Origin of the sequence: Bradyrhizobium sp. LMG 9283 (assembly GCF_045571415.1) — a bacterium.
Taxonomy (GTDB): domain Bacteria; phylum Pseudomonadota; class Alphaproteobacteria; order Rhizobiales; family Xanthobacteraceae; genus Bradyrhizobium.
Genome location: NZ_CP120691.1, coordinates 5,937,771 through 5,951,314, shown reverse-complemented (window position 1 = coordinate 5,951,314; position 13,544 = coordinate 5,937,771). Strand labels below are relative to the sequence as shown.

Genomic DNA, 13,544 nt, shown 5'->3' with positions numbered 1-13,544 from the left:
CATTCTAGTCGGCTTTGCAGCGGGGCTGCAAGGTAGCGCTACCACAGCACTGTGAGGAACGCGCACCGGGAAGCCTGATTACTGCCGCTCGTCCCCGTCGCTCTCCGGCCGCTTCCCGCCGAAAATCCGCAGCCCTTCCGGCGAGAGATCGGATTTCAAGGCTTCCCACGGAACGAAAGCGCCGTATGCGCCCTCGACATAGGGGCCGACGGCATAGGGTGGATAGTAGAACTTGAGGCCGGCGCTCTTTCCGATCTCGGTTGACGGCGCGAGGGTCACTGCGCCGATCTTCAAGAGGCTTGGCTTGAGATTCTTGATCCAATCGTCGCCGTCCACGTCGGCCACATCGCGCTTCTTCTTCTCGACCCTGAGCGAGGCAATCACGGCCTTCATCATCGCCCTCATGGTCGGGCCGTTGTCGGCGGTTTCGTTGAAGAATGGGCGGATCGAGATGCGCTTGTTCTCGGTCTTGTCCCACAAGATCGTGTTGGTGTCCGAATTGGGATGCGCGCCAAGGGTGTCGGTATACTCGGACCTGACGATGCTGACGTAGCGGCCGCCGACCACGGAATCGACGGTGTAGTTGCGCTCGAATTCCCAGGCGCGATCCTTGAAGAGCTCCGGGTCGGTCTTGCGCGTGGCCGCCGCTTCCACCGCGCTCTTGTCGAGCCACTTTCTCGCCTCAGTGAGGCAATCGGCCGCGAGGGCAGGATCGGCCCTGATCGTGTCGTCGAGCAGGACGCGCGCCTCGATGTTCTTGTTCTTGAGGACGGCATCGGGCTTGGGATCGGCGGCGAGAGCGGAAAACACGCACGTTGCGCTAAGCGCCAGGGCGACGCTCAAACCGGTCATGAACTTCAAGGATAGTGCTCCTCGCGTGAGCGTCAGAATATTTCCCAAATGTCGTCTGGGCTGTGCGGCGCAAAGCGGGGCGACATCGAACGGCGAACGGTTGCTTGCGTCCGCAAACCGGTCGCGTCCTCGATGATGTGCTCGACATCGATCAGGTTTAGTAGCGAGAAAGTGGTCTCCGGTTCGACCTCGACCAGAATGTCGATATCGCTGGCGGCGCGGTAGTCTTCGCCTGCCCGAGAGCCGAGGATGGCAAGCTTCGACACGCCCTTGCCTTTGATGGCGTCAGCGTTCTTGCGTATCGCCGCGATGATTTCGTCGCGTGTCATGGACATAATCTGGCCGGCTACACGGCCAGTCCATCATCTACTCCGCCGCCTCGCTATGGCCGAGCCGGGCATTCAGCTTGCGGATCAGCTCCTCGGCCGCATCCGCGATCACCGTGCCGGGTGGGAAGATGGCCTCGGCACCGGCGGCGTAGAGCGCATCGTAATCCTGCGGCGGCACTACGCCGCCGACGATGATCATGATGTCGTCGCGGCCCTGCTTCTTCAGCGCGGCCTTCAATTCCGGCACCGCGGTGAGGTGGGCGGCGGCGAGCGACGAGACGCCGAGGATGTGCACGTCGTTCTCGACTGCCTGCCGCGCGGCTTCGTCGGCGGTGGCAAACAGCGGTCCGATGTCGACGTCGAAGCCGATATCGGCAAACGCCGACGCGATCACCTTCTGGCCGCGATCGTGCCCGTCCTGGCCGATCTTGGCGACCAGAATGCGCGGGCGGCGGCCTTCCGCCTCCTCGAAGGCATCGATCAGCGCCTGAACCTTCTCGACCTGGTTGCCCATGCTGGACGCCTCCCGCTTGTAGACGCCGGTGATGGATTTGATCTCGGCGCGGTGGCGGCCGAACACCTTCTCCATTGCCTCCGAAATCTCACCGACGGTTGCCTTGGCGCGCGCGGCGTCGATCGCGAGCGCGAGCAGATTGCCATTGCCTTCGCCGGCCGAGCGCGTCAGCGCGGCGAGAGCGGCATCGACATCTTTCTGGTTGCGCTCGGCTTTCAACCGCTTGAGCTTGTCGATCTGAAGCCGGCGGACATTGGTGTTGTCGACCTTCAGGATCTCGATTCTGTCCTCATCGGTCGGCTTGTATTTGTTGACGCCGATCACCGCCTGCTTGCCGGCATCGATCCGGGCCTGGGTCTTGGCCGACGCCTCCTCGATGCGCAGCTTGGGTACCCCAGCCTCGATGGCCTTTGCCATGCCGCCGAGCTCCTCGACCTCCTGGATGTGGCCCCACGCCTTCACCGCGAGGTCGCGCGTCAGCCGCTCGACGTAATACGAGCCGCCCCAGGGATCGATGATGCGGGTGGTGCCGCTCTCCTGCTGCAGGAAGAGCTGGGTGTTGCGGGCGATGCGCGCCGAGAAATCCGTCGGCAGCGCCAGTGCTTCGTCAAGCGCGTTGGTGTGCAGCGATTGGGTGTGGCCTTGCGTCGCCGCCATCGCCTCGACCGTCGTGCGCATCACGTTGTTGAAGACGTCCTGCGCGGTCAACGACCAACCCGAGGTCTGGCTGTGCGTGCGCAGCGACAGCGAGCGCGGGTCCTTCGGATTGAACGGTTTCAGCAGCTTCGCCCACAAGAGGCGTGCGGCGCGCAGCTTGGCGACTTCCATGAAGAAGTTCATGCCGATCGCCCAGAAGAACGACAGGCGCGGCGCGAAGCGGTCGACGTCGAGGCCGGCGGCAAGGCCGGCGCGCAGATATTCGACGCCGTCGGCGAGCGTATAAGCGAGCTCGAGATCCTGCGTCGCGCCGGCCTCCTGCATGTGATAGCCGGAGATCGAGATCGAATTGTACTTCGGCATCTTCTGCGAGGTGTACGCGAAGATATCCGAGATGATCCGCATCGAGGGCGCCGGCGGGTAGATGTAGGTGTTGCGCACCATGAACTCTTTCAGAATGTCGTTCTGAATGGTGCCCGACAGCTTCTCGGGCGGCACGCCCTGTTCCTCCGCGGCCGCGACATAGAGCGCGAGGATCGGCAGCACCGCACCGTTCATGGTCATGGAGACGCTCATCTGGTCGAGCGGAATCCCGGCGAACAGCGTGCGCATGTCGTAGATGGAGTCGATGGCCACGCCAGCCATGCCGACGTCACCGCCGACGCGTGGATGGTCGCTGTCATAGCCGCGATGGGTGGCGAGATCGAAGGCGACCGAGAGGCCCTTCTGCCCCGCAGCTAAGTTGCGGCGGTAGAACGCGTTGGAATCCTCCGCCGTGGAGAAGCCGGCATACTGCCGGATCGTCCAGGGCTGGTTGACATACATGGTCGGGTAGGGACCGCGGAGGTACGGCGCAATGCCGGGATAGGTCTCGAGGAAATCGAGCCCGGCCAGATCAGCCTCGCCATAGGCGGGCTTCACGAGAATGCCCTCCGGCGTCAGCCACGGCTCGGCGCTACCGGCTGGCGCGTCGGTGGCGGTCCGCCCGAAGGCGACATCGGCGAAATTGGGAATGCGGCTCATGGCTTCAACCATATCCTAAGCGCTCAATCATGATCCGGATGCTGATAGCTGACGATGGTCGCCATCTTCTCCGGTCCGTAATTCTGCTGCGTGGTCTGGCTCGGCAAATTGGCGATGCCGACCACCCAGCCGAGGCGGGATTCGGTGCCGAACTGCCGCGTCGGGATGACCCGGTCGGGGTGGTCGAAGGTGCCGGTCATGATCTCGATCCGGTCGCCGTCGATGCGGCCAAAGCTTAGTGGCGTGCCGCAGGCGGAGCAAAAGCCGCGCTCGGCGATGGTGGAAGAGCGGAAGAACGAGGGCTGTCGCTTCGTCCAGGCAAAGTCCGTCTTGTTGATGTCGGCAAATGAAGCAAACGGCGCGCCGCTGGCCTTCTGGCACATCCGACAATGACAGATCGAAATCCTGGTCGGTGCCGTCATGACTGCAAAACGCACGGCGCCGCATTGGCAGCCGCCGGTGAGAACGGGTTTGCCGGGTTCGGTCATGGCTGCTCCATCCGTCGATAGGCGTCCTGCAGCGTCGCAAGCGCATCGCCTCCGGCGAAGACGAAGCCCGTGACGCCGGCCGCGCGCAGCGCCGCCTCGGCATCGGTCGGGCGGCCTGCCAGATAGATATGTCTGCTGCCTGCCGTTTGCAGGGCCTTTGCGGCGGGTTCCGCCTGACCGGCATAGACCTTGTCGCTGGAACACAGGCAGGCAAGCTCCGCGCCGGAGGCCTTGAAGGCGGCGGCCAGCTTGGCCGGATCGGCGAAACCCTCGCTGTCGGCGGCCTGGATGCCCCCGGCTTCGAACAAGCTCTTGGCAAAGGTCGCGCGCGCCGTGAAATCGGCGGGCGTGCCGAGATTGGCCAGGAAAACCTTTGGCCGCGTGCCGCGCGCCTTCAACGCCGCGTCGGATTTGTCGCGCAACGCCTCGAACGGTTCCACCAGCCGGATCGGCGGCAGCGCATCGAACTTGTATTTTGGCTCGCCGTAGGGAGCGAGCGTGATCGGTGTCGCGTTCAGTACGGTGGCTTCGCTCTCATGAAGGTTCGGAAACTCGCTGGCGCCGGTCAGCACGTCGCGGCGCTTTGCGATATTGGCCTCGCGCGCCTTGCGCGTTGCCGCGACCTTGCTCTGGAACACGCCCTGCTGAAGCGCCGCGAAAGCGCCGCCGGCTGTCTCGCTCTCCTGGAACAGGGCCCAGGCCGCTTCACAGAGCTGCTCTGTCAGCGTCTCGATGCCGCCTGCGCCGGCTGCGGGATCGCTGACCTTGGCGAGGTTGCTTTCTTCCAGCAGCAGAAGCTGGGTGTTGCGCGCCACGCGGCGCGCGAACGGATCGGGCAGACCGAGCGCCAGCGTATGTGGCAGCACGGTGATCGCGTTGGCGCCGGCGAGGCCAGCCGCGAACGTTGCCATGGTCGCGCGCAGCATGTTCACGTAGGGATCGCGCTGCGTCAGCATGCGCCACGCCGTATCGGCGGCGATGAACAGCGGTTTTGGCTTGAGCCCGCAAGCCGTCTCGACGCGCGACCACAAGAGCCGCAGCGCGCGGAATTTGGCCATGGTCAGGAATTGGTCGGCGTCAGCGGCAAGTCGCGCATAGACCATGCCCTGCGCCTGCTCGAGGGGGATGCCGGCGCCTTCGATGGCGCGCAGATAAGCGACGCCGCAGGCAAGCGCGAAGGCGAGCTCCTGCACTTCCGAGCCACCGGCATCATGGATCACGCGCCCGTCGGCCGACGCAAACGGCCCCTTGAAACCGAGTGCGGCGAGGCCCTTGATGGCGCCGGTGATGGCCGGAACGATCTCGTCCCAGGTATAGGGGCTGTGACCCCACACTGCGGCGGCCGCGAGCGGATCGAGTCCGAAGCGGATATTGCAGGCTGCGGGATCGAGCCCCTTGCTCTTGACATATTCCGCGACATGGATCGCGGCCATGCGCGATTGCGGTCCGATCTCGAGCTCGATGCCGATCCCTGCGTCGAGATGGATCCCGCTCAAAACCTTGGCAACGGCGTCGGCCGTAGGTTCCAGGCCAAATCCATGGGCGGCGTTGCCGCCGGCGAACACCAGCGCGAGCCCGGTCGCACCGTTCTCCAGATCCTGCAGCGCCTGCGCATTCGCGAGCGCCGCATCGGGATGGTCGATCCGCTGCATGATCTGCCACGGCGCAGCCGGCGGCCGTCCCACCACGGGCGCAACGTCCTTGGCGCGCGCATAGAGCGGATCGATCTTGAGGCCGTCATAGGTCTTGCCGACCAGCTTCTCGAACGGCGCGCCCTTCAGCACGCCGTCGACCAGCTTGCGCCAGTCTTCGACGGTGGCCTTGGGAAAATCCGCCGCCAGCGGCAGGTCGTCAGTCACGGATGTCATGCGGCGAGGGGCTCCCAAACGTCTTGTTATTCGCAGGCGAAATTGCCACGGCCGACCGTCCCTGCAAACGGTTGTTTTTGGTTAACCGGTATCCGGAAGCCGCTCAATGCCTTGCGTCGAGACGCTGGCGAGCCCGTCACGCACACGAATGCCTGAGATCACGCGGTCGGGCGCGATTTCGGCCAGGGGCACCAGCACGAAGGCGCGTTCGAACAGGCGCGGATGCGGCAGCGTCAAATCCGGCTTCTGCAAACTGACGTCGTCATAGGCGATCATGTCGAGATCGAGCGTGCGCGGGCCCCAGCGCCGAGCCTTGTCCCGCGCGCGGCCGAATTTCTGCTCGACTTTCTGCAGCACGAACAACAGCGCGTGCGGATCGAGGCTGGTCTCGATCTCGATGCAGGCGTTGATGAAGGGATCCTGGTTCTCGTCGCCCCAGGGTGGGGTCGCGTAGTCCGCGGAGCGCGCGATCAGCGCGGCTTGCGCCATGCCGCAGATGTGCGAGATCGCCTTCTTGAACGTCGCGCGGACATCGCCGACATTGCCGCCGAGTGCGATCAGCACGTTTCCCATGTCAGGGGTGCCGCGAGCGCGTCAGCATGATGCCGACGTCATCGAAAATCGCCGCGATCGGCGCGTGCGGCTTGTGCACGGTGATCTTCACGGCGCGGACGCGCGGGAAGTGCGACAGGATGGCGTCTGCAACCGCGCCGGCCGCGCCTTCCAGCAGCTTGTAATTGGTGTTCTTGAACGCGGCCGTCGTGGTCGCCACGACCTCGGCATAGGACACGGTGTCGGCGAGCCGGTCGGTGCGCGCCGGCTCCGACAGATCGGTGTAGAGTTCGAGATCGATGACGAAACGCTGGCCGACCTCGGTTTCGTGATCCATCACGCCGTGGCGGGCATGAATCGACAGGCCGGTGACGAAGATCGTATCGGTCATTGCTTGCTCTCGATTGCATGCGCCACCCGCAGGGCCTGCAGGGTTTCGGCGACATCATGGGTCCGGATGATCTTCGCACCGCGCTGCGCAGCGATCAGATGTGCCGCGATCGAGCCTGCGAGCCGCTCCGATGGCTCCGACGGCGACACCGAGGCGATGAAGCGCTTTCGCGAGGCACCAACGAGGATCGGCAGGCCGAACATGTCGAGCTCGCGTAAGCGCGCCAGCGCGGTCATGCTCTGCTCGGCCGTCTTGCCGAAGCCGATGCCGGGATCGAGCACGATGCTCTCGCGCGCGATGCCGGCTTTTGCGGCGATGTCCAGCGAGCGCAGGAAGAATGCTTTCATGTCCGCGACGATGTCGATGGCGGGATCGACGCTGTCGCGGTTGTGCATGACGATGACGGGGACGCCCCTTGCGGCGATCAGCGGCGCCATGTCGGCGTCGCGTTGCAGGCCCCAGACGTCGTTGGCGATCGCCGCGCCCTGGTCGAGCGCGAAGGCCACCACCTCCGCTTTCATGCTGTCGATCGAGACGGGCACACCGAGCGCCACGACACCCGCCAGCACCGGCTTCAGCCGCGCGAGCTCTTCCGCCGCCGTGACCGGCCGGGCGCCCTTGTAGGGCCGGGTGGACTCGGCGCCGATATCGATGATGTCGACGCCATCGGCGATCATCGCCCGCGCCCGCTCCAGCGCCCGCGCGGGCGCGATGAACTCGCCGCCGTCGGAGAAGGAATCCGGGGTGATGTTGAGCACGCCCATTACCGCAGGACGAGGCTGTTCCAGCAGCGTCCGCAGCACGTCGCCCCTGGCCGAGCCGGCCGGCGGGACGGAAGGGGAGGGCGAGGCATTCATGCCGCCCGCTTTGCGCGGTCGGGGAGGGGGAGTCAAGCCGGCATTGGAGGGCACCTGCAAACGCAGCTCTATCACCGTCACCCTGAGGTGGCCGCTTCTTCAGCGGCCCTCGAAGGACGGACGGCCGGTTCTCTCGGTGCCGCGGCAGCGGTGGTCGTGCATCCTTCGAGGCTCCCCGTGCGACGCTATGCGTCGCACGTCTCGCACCTCAGATGACGGGTCAATACGTGATCTTCGGCGGCAGCTTCTTGGCCTTGGCAATGATGTCGCCGACCGACTTCTCCGACGGCAGGATGCGCACCAGCTTCTTCTTCTCGTTGGCTTCGCGCATGCTCTGCGCCAGCCTCGCCGGATTCCGATACGCAAGCTCGCGCACGGTGGTGACGCCGGCGGCGCGGACCAGGCCGACCTTGGCCCTGCCCATGCCGGGAATGCGCATGTAGTCGGAGACGTTGGCCCATTCCAGCAACGACTGCTCGCTGATGCCGGTTTTGGCGGAGAGTGCCTTGCGGCCCTTCACGGTCGAGGCCGCTTCGAGCAGCGCGTCGGTTGTGCGGATTCCTTGCGCCTTCAACTTGTTGGCGGCAAAGGCCGGCAGACCCTCAATCTCGGAGATCGGATATGTCATGATACACGATATGAAAAGCGTCGCTCAGGCGAACTGGCTGAGGCCCGGCGTCCCCGCAATGATCTTGCCCATCTGATCCGCTCCGATTTTGTCTCGCCCATAGCGGAAAAGTTCACGGGCGACGTTTTGAATCTCGGACATGCCAAGCCCCAGGCCCATCAGGCGGGTGCCGACGGCCATCAAGCCGCCGCCCATCAGCCGCGACAGGCCGCCGCCGCTCCTGGATGCCTCGATCGCAGCTTCTGCTCCGGGGATTTGGTCGATCAGGGCCTGCACGCTGTCGGAAGGACCCTCGCTGCGGAGGAAGCCCAGGATAATGCCGACAGTCTTTTCAGCGACAGCACCATCTATGCTGGCGTTTGCCGCCAGCCGTCCGATCAGCTCGTCCATAAGACCCGCCCCTCAGCCGGTTTGCATGCCGGAGTATTGCTTTCGAAAATGATCTTGAGCCGGTGTGATGTGAAATTCAAGCGATGAACGCACGCGCCGTAGGGATTCATCTTCGAACGCGCGAAAGGTGTTGCAGCCGTGCAAGAGCCGAGGACGAATCGGCGAAAAATTGCCGCGTTGCGAACCGCTCGCTCCTACTTTCGGCTGATGTCGACCGTTTGTGTCCGACAATGTCGGATGCTTGGGCGCGTTGAACGGTTTTAATCCGTGCGCGACATGCGTTAAACTACGGAACTGGTGCATTTGAGTTTCAATACGCGAAACTCGGCAGAGAGATCAGAGAGAATAATGACCGCACAGGACAGCAAGCTCGGCGATACCGACGAGAAGATCTTCGTCGGCAAGGGAGACGAGCAGGCATGGCTGACGCTGGCGCTCGCCAATCGCCACGGCCTCGTCACGGGTGCAACCGGAACCGGCAAGACCGTATCACTGCAAGTGATCGCGGAAGGATTTGCGCGCGCCGGTGTTCCGGTCTTCGCAGCCGACATCAAGGGCGACCTCTCCGGCATCTGCCAGGTCGGCGAACCCAAGGATTTCATCGTCAAGCGCGCCACCGAAATGGGACTGTCATTCCAGCCCGATCAGTTCTCGACGGTGTTCTGGGACGTGTTCGGCGAGCAGGGCCACCCCGTGCGCGCCACCGTCACTGAAATGGGGCCGCTTCTGCTCGCGCGCATGCTCGACCTGAACGATGTGCAGGAAGGCGTGCTCAACGTCGCCTTCCGCGTCGCCGACGACAACGGCCTGACTTTGATTGACATGAAGGATTTGCGGGCGCTGCTCGACGCCATCGTGCCCGACAGCGGGAAGAAGGGTGCGGACGCGGAGGAGGATCCGCTCGCCGCCATCCGCAAGGCCGCTCAGGGGTTCGGTAACGTCGCCAAGGCGACTGTCGGCACCATCCAGCGCCAGCTCCTGGTGCTGGAGAACCAGGGCGGCACCAAATTCTTCGGCGAGCCGGCGCTGACGCTGAAGGACTTCATGAAGACCGACAGCGACGGTCGCGGCTTTATCAACATCCTGGTCGCCGACAAGCTGCTCCAGAACCCCAGGCTTTACGCGACGTTCCTGCTCTGGATGTTATCGGAGCTATTCGAGGAGCTGCCCGAAGCCGGCGATCTGCCCAAGCCGAAGCTCGTGTTCTTCTTCGACGAAGCGCACCTGTTGTTCAATGACGCGCCCAAGGGGCTGATGGATAAGATCGAGCAGGTGGTGCGTTTGATCCGCTCCAAAGGCGTCGGCGTCTATTTCGTGACGCAAAACCCGATCGACGTGCCGGACCGCGTGCTCGGACAATTGGGCAACCGGGTGCAGCACGCGCTGCGCGCCTTCACCCCGCGCGACCAGAAGGCGGTCGCCGCTGCGGCGCAGACCTTCCGGCCCAACCCGAAGCTCGACACCGCAAAGGTGATCACGGAGCTCGGCAAGGGCGAGGCGCTGGTGTCCTTCCTTGAGGGCAATGGCACGCCTTCGATGGTGGAGCGGGTGATGATCCGGCCGCCGTCGGCCCGCATCGGACCGATCACGCCGGACGAGCGCAAGGCGATCATGGCTGCAAGCCCGGTGAAGGGCAAATATGACACCGCCGTCGATTCCGAGTCCGCCTACGAGATGATTCAGAAGCGCATCGCCGCCACGGCGGCCACGGTGGACGCTCCAGCTGGCGGAAGCGGCGGCGGCATCCTGGGTCAGATCGGCTCGATCGTCGGCACCATCTTCGGGACGAACGTCAAGCGGGGCCGCCTGTCGACCGGCCAGGTCATTGCGCGGGACGTGACGCGATCGGTCACCAATCAGGTGATCGGCGGGATGGCCGCCAATGTCGGCAAGTCGATCGGCGGCCAGCTCGGCGGCTCGATCGGCCGCACCCTGGTCCGCGGTGCGCTCGGCGGATTGCTGCGGCGGTAGGCAGAACGCCCTGCTTGGGGCACCACTGCTAAAATTTCGGGTGAGGGACTCTCCAAGCCTCTGCCGGTCTGCTACGTCCGATCACGGTGCTGATGCATTGCGCCGCGTTCGACGAGCGAACGCATGTGCGTCTGGGAACCTGGTTCGCCTTGGTGCCGCCGGCATCCTCATGCTGCTGTCGCTGCCATGGTTTCCCACTGTCATCCAGGCCTGGGGCAACAACCTCGCTGCGACCGCCGTCCTCGCAGCGTGCCTCGCCTGGCACATCCAGCATCCGCCGGTTGCGGCTAGCCCCAAGGCCGTGGCGGCGCTAAAACCCCGGACCTCTTGAGACCCAACAATCAGGATCACAATCATGGCCAATGCGCAGCTCCAATCCGTGCTCGACCACATCGACAAGGATTTCGACAACAGCCTGGAGCGCCTGTTCTCGTTGTTGCGGATCAAGTCGATCTCGGCCGATCCGGCCTTTGCGGATGATTGTAAGGCCGCGGCCGAGCATCTCGCCAAGGACATCGCCAGCCTCGGTGTTGCCACCGAGGTGAGGCCGACCGCAGGCCATCCGGCCGTCGTCGGCAAGACCGGAGCGGGCGGGCGGCCGCACGTGCTGTTCTACGGCCATTACGATGTGCAGCCGGTCGATCCGCTCGAGCTCTGGCACCGTCCTCCGTTCGAGCCGGTTGTCACGGATCATGCCGACGGCCGCAAGATCATCGTCGCGCGCGGTGCTGAGGACGACAAGGGTCAGGTGATGACCTTCGTCGAAGCCTGCCGCGCCTGGAAGAAGGTGACGGGCTCGCTGCCGATCGACATCACCTTTCTGATCGAAGGCGAGGAGGAGGTCGGCTCGAAGAACTTTGTGCCCTTCATCGAGGCCAACAAGGACGAGTTCAAGGCCGACTACGTGCTGGTCTGCGACACCGGCATGTGGAATCCCACCACGCCGGCGATCACGACCTCGCTGCGCGGCCTGCTCTATGAAGAGCTGAAGATCACCGCCGCCAATCGCGATTTGCATTCCGGCGTGTTCGGCGGCACTGCGATGAACCCGATCCGCCTGCTCACCAAAATTCTGGGCGGCCTGTTCGACGACGACAACCGCATCACCATCCCCGGCTTCTATGACGGCGTGAAGGATACGCCGCCCGACATCCTGGAGCAGTGGAAGAAGCTCGATTTCACGCCCGAGACCTTCCTCAAGCCGGTTGGCCTGTCGCTGCCGGCCGGCGAGAAGGGCCGGCTCCTGGTCGAGCAGGCCTCGACGCGTCCGACCTGCGATGTCAATGGCATCTGGGGCGGCTATATCGGCGAAGGCTCCAAGACGGTGATCCCGTCACATGCATCGGCAAAGGTCTCGTTCCGTCTGGTCCAAGGCCAGGACCCGCAGAAGATCCGCAAGGCCTTCCGTGATTACGTGACGGCGCGGATTCCCGCCGACTGCAAGGTCGAGTTCGGCGACCATTCCGCCGCGCCCGCGGTTGCGCTCGACTGGACCATGAAGCCGCTCGGCGCCGCCAGCAAGGCACTGGCCGACGAATGGGGCAAGGAGACCGTGCTGATGGGGTCGGGCGCCTCGATCCCAATCGTCGCCGACTTCAAGCGCACGCTCGGCCTCGACTCGCTGCTGGTCGGTTTTGGTCTCGACGACGACAACATCCACTCACCGAACGAGAAATACGACCTGCGGAGCTTCCAGAAAGGCATCCGCTCCTGGGCCCGCATCCTCGCCGCGCTGGCCGAGGTGAAGTAGGGCACGGTGCTGTAGGGTGGGCAAAGCGCAGCGTGCCCACCACGTCCTAGGCGAGCTGCGAGATGGTGGGCACGGCGCGAAGAGCGCGCCTTTGCCCACCCTACGAGAGCGCCTTCCGTCATCCTGAGGTGCGAGCCGTGGAGCGCAACGCGGCTCACGGTGAGCCTCGAAGGATGCACGGCCCCGATGCAGCCGGGCCATCGCCCTTCGAGGCTCGCCGAAGAGGCGAGCACCTCAGGGCGACGGTGATGGTGATCGCCGCCCCAAATAAAAACGCCGCCCGGAATTGGGCGGCGTTTCATTCCAAAACGTGCAGAGGTAGTTCGAAAACTACCTTACTCGAAATCGCGAAAATCTCAAGACCGGTAGCCGGGGCTGACGCGATCGAGCTTGCGCAGCAAGGGCGGCCACACGAGGGTGGTGGCGCGCAGCTCGGCGCGGTCGCGGTTGGCGAGCAGCTCGGTGTTCTTCTCGATCGCGATCTCCTCGACCGGATAGACCGGCGTGCCCAGCGCGCGCGTCCGCACCTGCATCGAGCAGGCGCGCTCGAGATGATACATGCGCTCGAAGGCGGAGGCGACCGAGCGGCCGACCGTGAGCGTGCCGTGGTTGCGCAGCAGCATGTGGTTGTGGTCGCCGAGATCCTTCTGTAGTCGCGGCCGTTCGTCGTGGTCGAGCGCAATGCCTTCATAGTCGTGATAGGCGAGGTCGTGGGTGACGAGCTGGGCGGTCTGGTTCAGCGGCAACAGGCCTTCCGCGCTGCTCGACACTGCAGTGCCGTCGAGCGTGTGGAGATGCAGCACGCAGATCGCGTCCTCGCGCACCTCATGGATCGCCGAATGGATGGTGAAGCCGGCCGGGTTGATGCTGTATTCGCTCTCGGAGAGCTGGCTGCCGTGCAAATCGACCTTGACGAGGCTGGAGGCGGTGATTTCCTCGAACATCAGCCCGTAAGGATTGATCAGAAAGTGATGGTCGGGGCCGGGCACGCGCGCGGAGATGTGGGTGTCGACCAGATCGTCCCAGCCGTACAGCGCGACCAGGCGATAGCAGGCGGCGAGATTGACCCGTTGCTGCCACTCCGCCTCCGTCATGTTCGACGGCACTTCCTTCAGGCGCGCTTCCGCTGGCGACATGGCAATTCTCTCCGAACATCGTTGTTGCGGGGAGGAAGCCTAATCTTGGGAGACGCCGGTAGCAAGGCACGGCAAGCGCGCGGCAGTTCAGCGTGGCCTGCATGAGCGCAGCGATATGCAGGACCGTCCGAGAAGGTC

At 64.4% G+C, this 13,544-nt stretch carries 14 protein-coding genes and 1 pseudogene; 3 read left to right on the top strand and 12 right to left on the bottom strand.

All coding sequences use genetic code 11. The features are described from left to right. Window positions 1–78: 78 nt before the first annotated feature. The 11 genes from P6U29_RS28165 to P6U29_RS28115 all read right to left on the bottom strand — a co-directional run bounded on the left by P6U29_RS28165 (window position 79) and on the right by P6U29_RS28115 (window position 8,852). Window positions 79–852, bottom strand: coding sequence for a hypothetical protein (locus P6U29_RS28165; RefSeq protein WP_407119438.1), 774 nt, complete (start codon window positions 850–852; stop codon window positions 79–81). Window positions 853–884: 32 nt separating this feature from the next. Next, window positions 885–1,181 (bottom strand): nucleotidyltransferase family protein, encoded by a 297-nt coding sequence (locus tag P6U29_RS28160; RefSeq protein ID WP_407113473.1) that lies wholly within the window; start codon window positions 1,179–1,181, stop codon window positions 885–887. 37 nt (window positions 1,182–1,218) lie between these two features. Beyond that, window positions 1,219–3,375: a methylmalonyl-CoA mutase gene (gene scpA, locus P6U29_RS28155; protein ID WP_407113471.1), complete on the bottom strand. Its 2,157-nt coding sequence runs from the start codon at window positions 3,373–3,375 to the stop codon at window positions 1,219–1,221. Between the two features lie 23 nt (window positions 3,376–3,398). Then, window positions 3,399–3,863 (bottom strand): GFA family protein, encoded by a 465-nt coding sequence (locus P6U29_RS28150; protein WP_407113470.1) that lies wholly within the window; start codon window positions 3,861–3,863, stop codon window positions 3,399–3,401. Next, the gene (locus P6U29_RS28145) at window positions 3,860–5,731 is read right to left on the bottom strand and encodes a methylmalonyl-CoA mutase family protein (protein ID WP_407113468.1); all 1,872 of its coding nucleotides are present in this window, start codon (window positions 5,729–5,731) and stop codon (window positions 3,860–3,862) included. The genes P6U29_RS28150 and P6U29_RS28145 overlap by 4 nt, the downstream gene beginning before the upstream one ends. An 81-nt stretch (window positions 5,732–5,812) precedes the next feature. Then, a complete protein-coding gene (folK, locus tag P6U29_RS28140) occupies window positions 5,813–6,304 on the bottom strand; it encodes a 2-amino-4-hydroxy-6-hydroxymethyldihydropteridine diphosphokinase (RefSeq protein ID WP_407113466.1) in 492 nt (163 codons plus the stop codon). 1 nt (window position 6,305) lies between these two features. Continuing rightward, window positions 6,306–6,674 carry a dihydroneopterin aldolase gene (gene folB / locus P6U29_RS28135; RefSeq protein WP_407113464.1) on the bottom strand — a complete coding sequence of 123 codons (369 nt, stop codon included), beginning with the start codon at window positions 6,672–6,674 and terminating at the stop codon, window positions 6,306–6,308. Beyond that, window positions 6,671–7,531 (bottom strand): dihydropteroate synthase, encoded by an 861-nt coding sequence (gene folP / locus P6U29_RS28130; protein WP_407113462.1) that lies wholly within the window; start codon window positions 7,529–7,531, stop codon window positions 6,671–6,673. Before folP ends, folB begins: the two co-directional genes overlap by 4 nt. 220 nt (window positions 7,532–7,751) lie before the next feature. Continuing rightward, entirely contained in the window at window positions 7,752–8,159 is a 408-nt protein-coding gene (locus tag P6U29_RS28125) for a DUF4332 domain-containing protein (protein WP_407113460.1), read from the bottom strand. A 24-nt stretch (window positions 8,160–8,183) separates the two neighbouring features. Beyond that, on the bottom strand, window positions 8,184–8,549 hold the full coding sequence (locus P6U29_RS28120) for a hypothetical protein (RefSeq protein ID WP_027572091.1): 366 nt from the start codon (window positions 8,547–8,549) through the stop codon (window positions 8,184–8,186). Window positions 8,550–8,561: 12 nt separating this feature from the next. Continuing rightward, window positions 8,562–8,852: a hypothetical protein gene (locus tag P6U29_RS28115; protein ID WP_407113458.1), complete on the bottom strand. Its 291-nt coding sequence runs from the start codon at window positions 8,850–8,852 to the stop codon at window positions 8,562–8,564. Between the two features lie 45 nt (window positions 8,853–8,897). Between P6U29_RS28115 and P6U29_RS28110 the strand changes: the two genes are divergently transcribed. The 3 genes and pseudogenes from P6U29_RS28110 (at window position 8,898) to P6U29_RS28100 (ending at window position 12,270) form a co-directional block, all read left to right on the top strand. Then, the gene (locus P6U29_RS28110) at window positions 8,898–10,520 is read left to right on the top strand and encodes a helicase HerA-like domain-containing protein (RefSeq protein ID WP_407113456.1); all 1,623 of its coding nucleotides are present in this window, start codon (window positions 8,898–8,900) and stop codon (window positions 10,518–10,520) included. A 68-nt stretch (window positions 10,521–10,588) separates the two neighbouring features. Next, window positions 10,589–10,851: pseudogene (locus tag P6U29_RS28105) on the top strand (hypothetical protein); the annotation flags it as partial. A gap of 24 nt (window positions 10,852–10,875) precedes the next feature. Then, window positions 10,876–12,270 (top strand): M20/M25/M40 family metallo-hydrolase, encoded by a 1,395-nt coding sequence (locus tag P6U29_RS28100; protein ID WP_407113454.1) that lies wholly within the window; start codon window positions 10,876–10,878, stop codon window positions 12,268–12,270. A gap of 356 nt (window positions 12,271–12,626) precedes the next feature. On the opposite strand, the gene P6U29_RS28095 is transcribed toward P6U29_RS28100, so the two are convergent. Beyond that, window positions 12,627–13,406: a class II aldolase/adducin family protein gene (locus P6U29_RS28095; protein ID WP_407113452.1), complete on the bottom strand. Its 780-nt coding sequence runs from the start codon at window positions 13,404–13,406 to the stop codon at window positions 12,627–12,629. Between the last annotated feature and the right edge of the window lie 138 nt (window positions 13,407–13,544).

What these genes read in the sequence shown, in the direction of transcription:
- P6U29_RS28165 (WP_407119438.1), bottom strand. Translation starts at nt 852, where the DNA reads ATGACCGGTTTGAGCGTCGCCCTGGCGCTTAGCGCAACGTGCGTGTTT.
- P6U29_RS28160 (WP_407113473.1), bottom strand. Translation starts at nt 1,181, where the DNA reads ATGACACGCGACGAAATCATCGCGGCGATACGCAAGAACGCTGACGCC.
- scpA (WP_407113471.1), bottom strand. Translation starts at nt 3,375, where the DNA reads ATGAGCCGCATTCCCAATTTCGCCGATGTCGCCTTCGGGCGGACCGCC.
- P6U29_RS28150 (WP_407113470.1), bottom strand. Translation starts at nt 3,863, where the DNA reads ATGACCGAACCCGGCAAACCCGTTCTCACCGGCGGCTGCCAATGCGGC.
- P6U29_RS28145 (WP_407113468.1), bottom strand. Translation starts at nt 5,731, where the DNA reads ATGACATCCGTGACTGACGACCTGCCGCTGGCGGCGGATTTTCCCAAG.
- folK (WP_407113466.1), bottom strand. Translation starts at nt 6,304, where the DNA reads ATGGGAAACGTGCTGATCGCACTCGGCGGCAATGTCGGCGATGTCCGC.
- folB (WP_407113464.1), bottom strand. Translation starts at nt 6,674, where the DNA reads ATGACCGATACGATCTTCGTCACCGGCCTGTCGATTCATGCCCGCCAC.
- folP (WP_407113462.1), bottom strand. Translation starts at nt 7,531, where the DNA reads ATGAATGCCTCGCCCTCCCCTTCCGTCCCGCCGGCCGGCTCGGCCAGG.
- P6U29_RS28125 (WP_407113460.1), bottom strand. Translation starts at nt 8,159, where the DNA reads ATGACATATCCGATCTCCGAGATTGAGGGTCTGCCGGCCTTTGCCGCC.
- P6U29_RS28120 (WP_027572091.1), bottom strand. Translation starts at nt 8,549, where the DNA reads ATGGACGAGCTGATCGGACGGCTGGCGGCAAACGCCAGCATAGATGGT.
- P6U29_RS28115 (WP_407113458.1), bottom strand. Translation starts at nt 8,852, where the DNA reads ATGCACCAGTTCCGTAGTTTAACGCATGTCGCGCACGGATTAAAACCG.
- P6U29_RS28110 (WP_407113456.1), top strand. Translation starts at nt 8,898, where the DNA reads ATGACCGCACAGGACAGCAAGCTCGGCGATACCGACGAGAAGATCTTC.
- P6U29_RS28100 (WP_407113454.1), top strand. Translation starts at nt 10,876, where the DNA reads ATGGCCAATGCGCAGCTCCAATCCGTGCTCGACCACATCGACAAGGAT.
- P6U29_RS28095 (WP_407113452.1), bottom strand. Translation starts at nt 13,406, where the DNA reads ATGTCGCCAGCGGAAGCGCGCCTGAAGGAAGTGCCGTCGAACATGACG.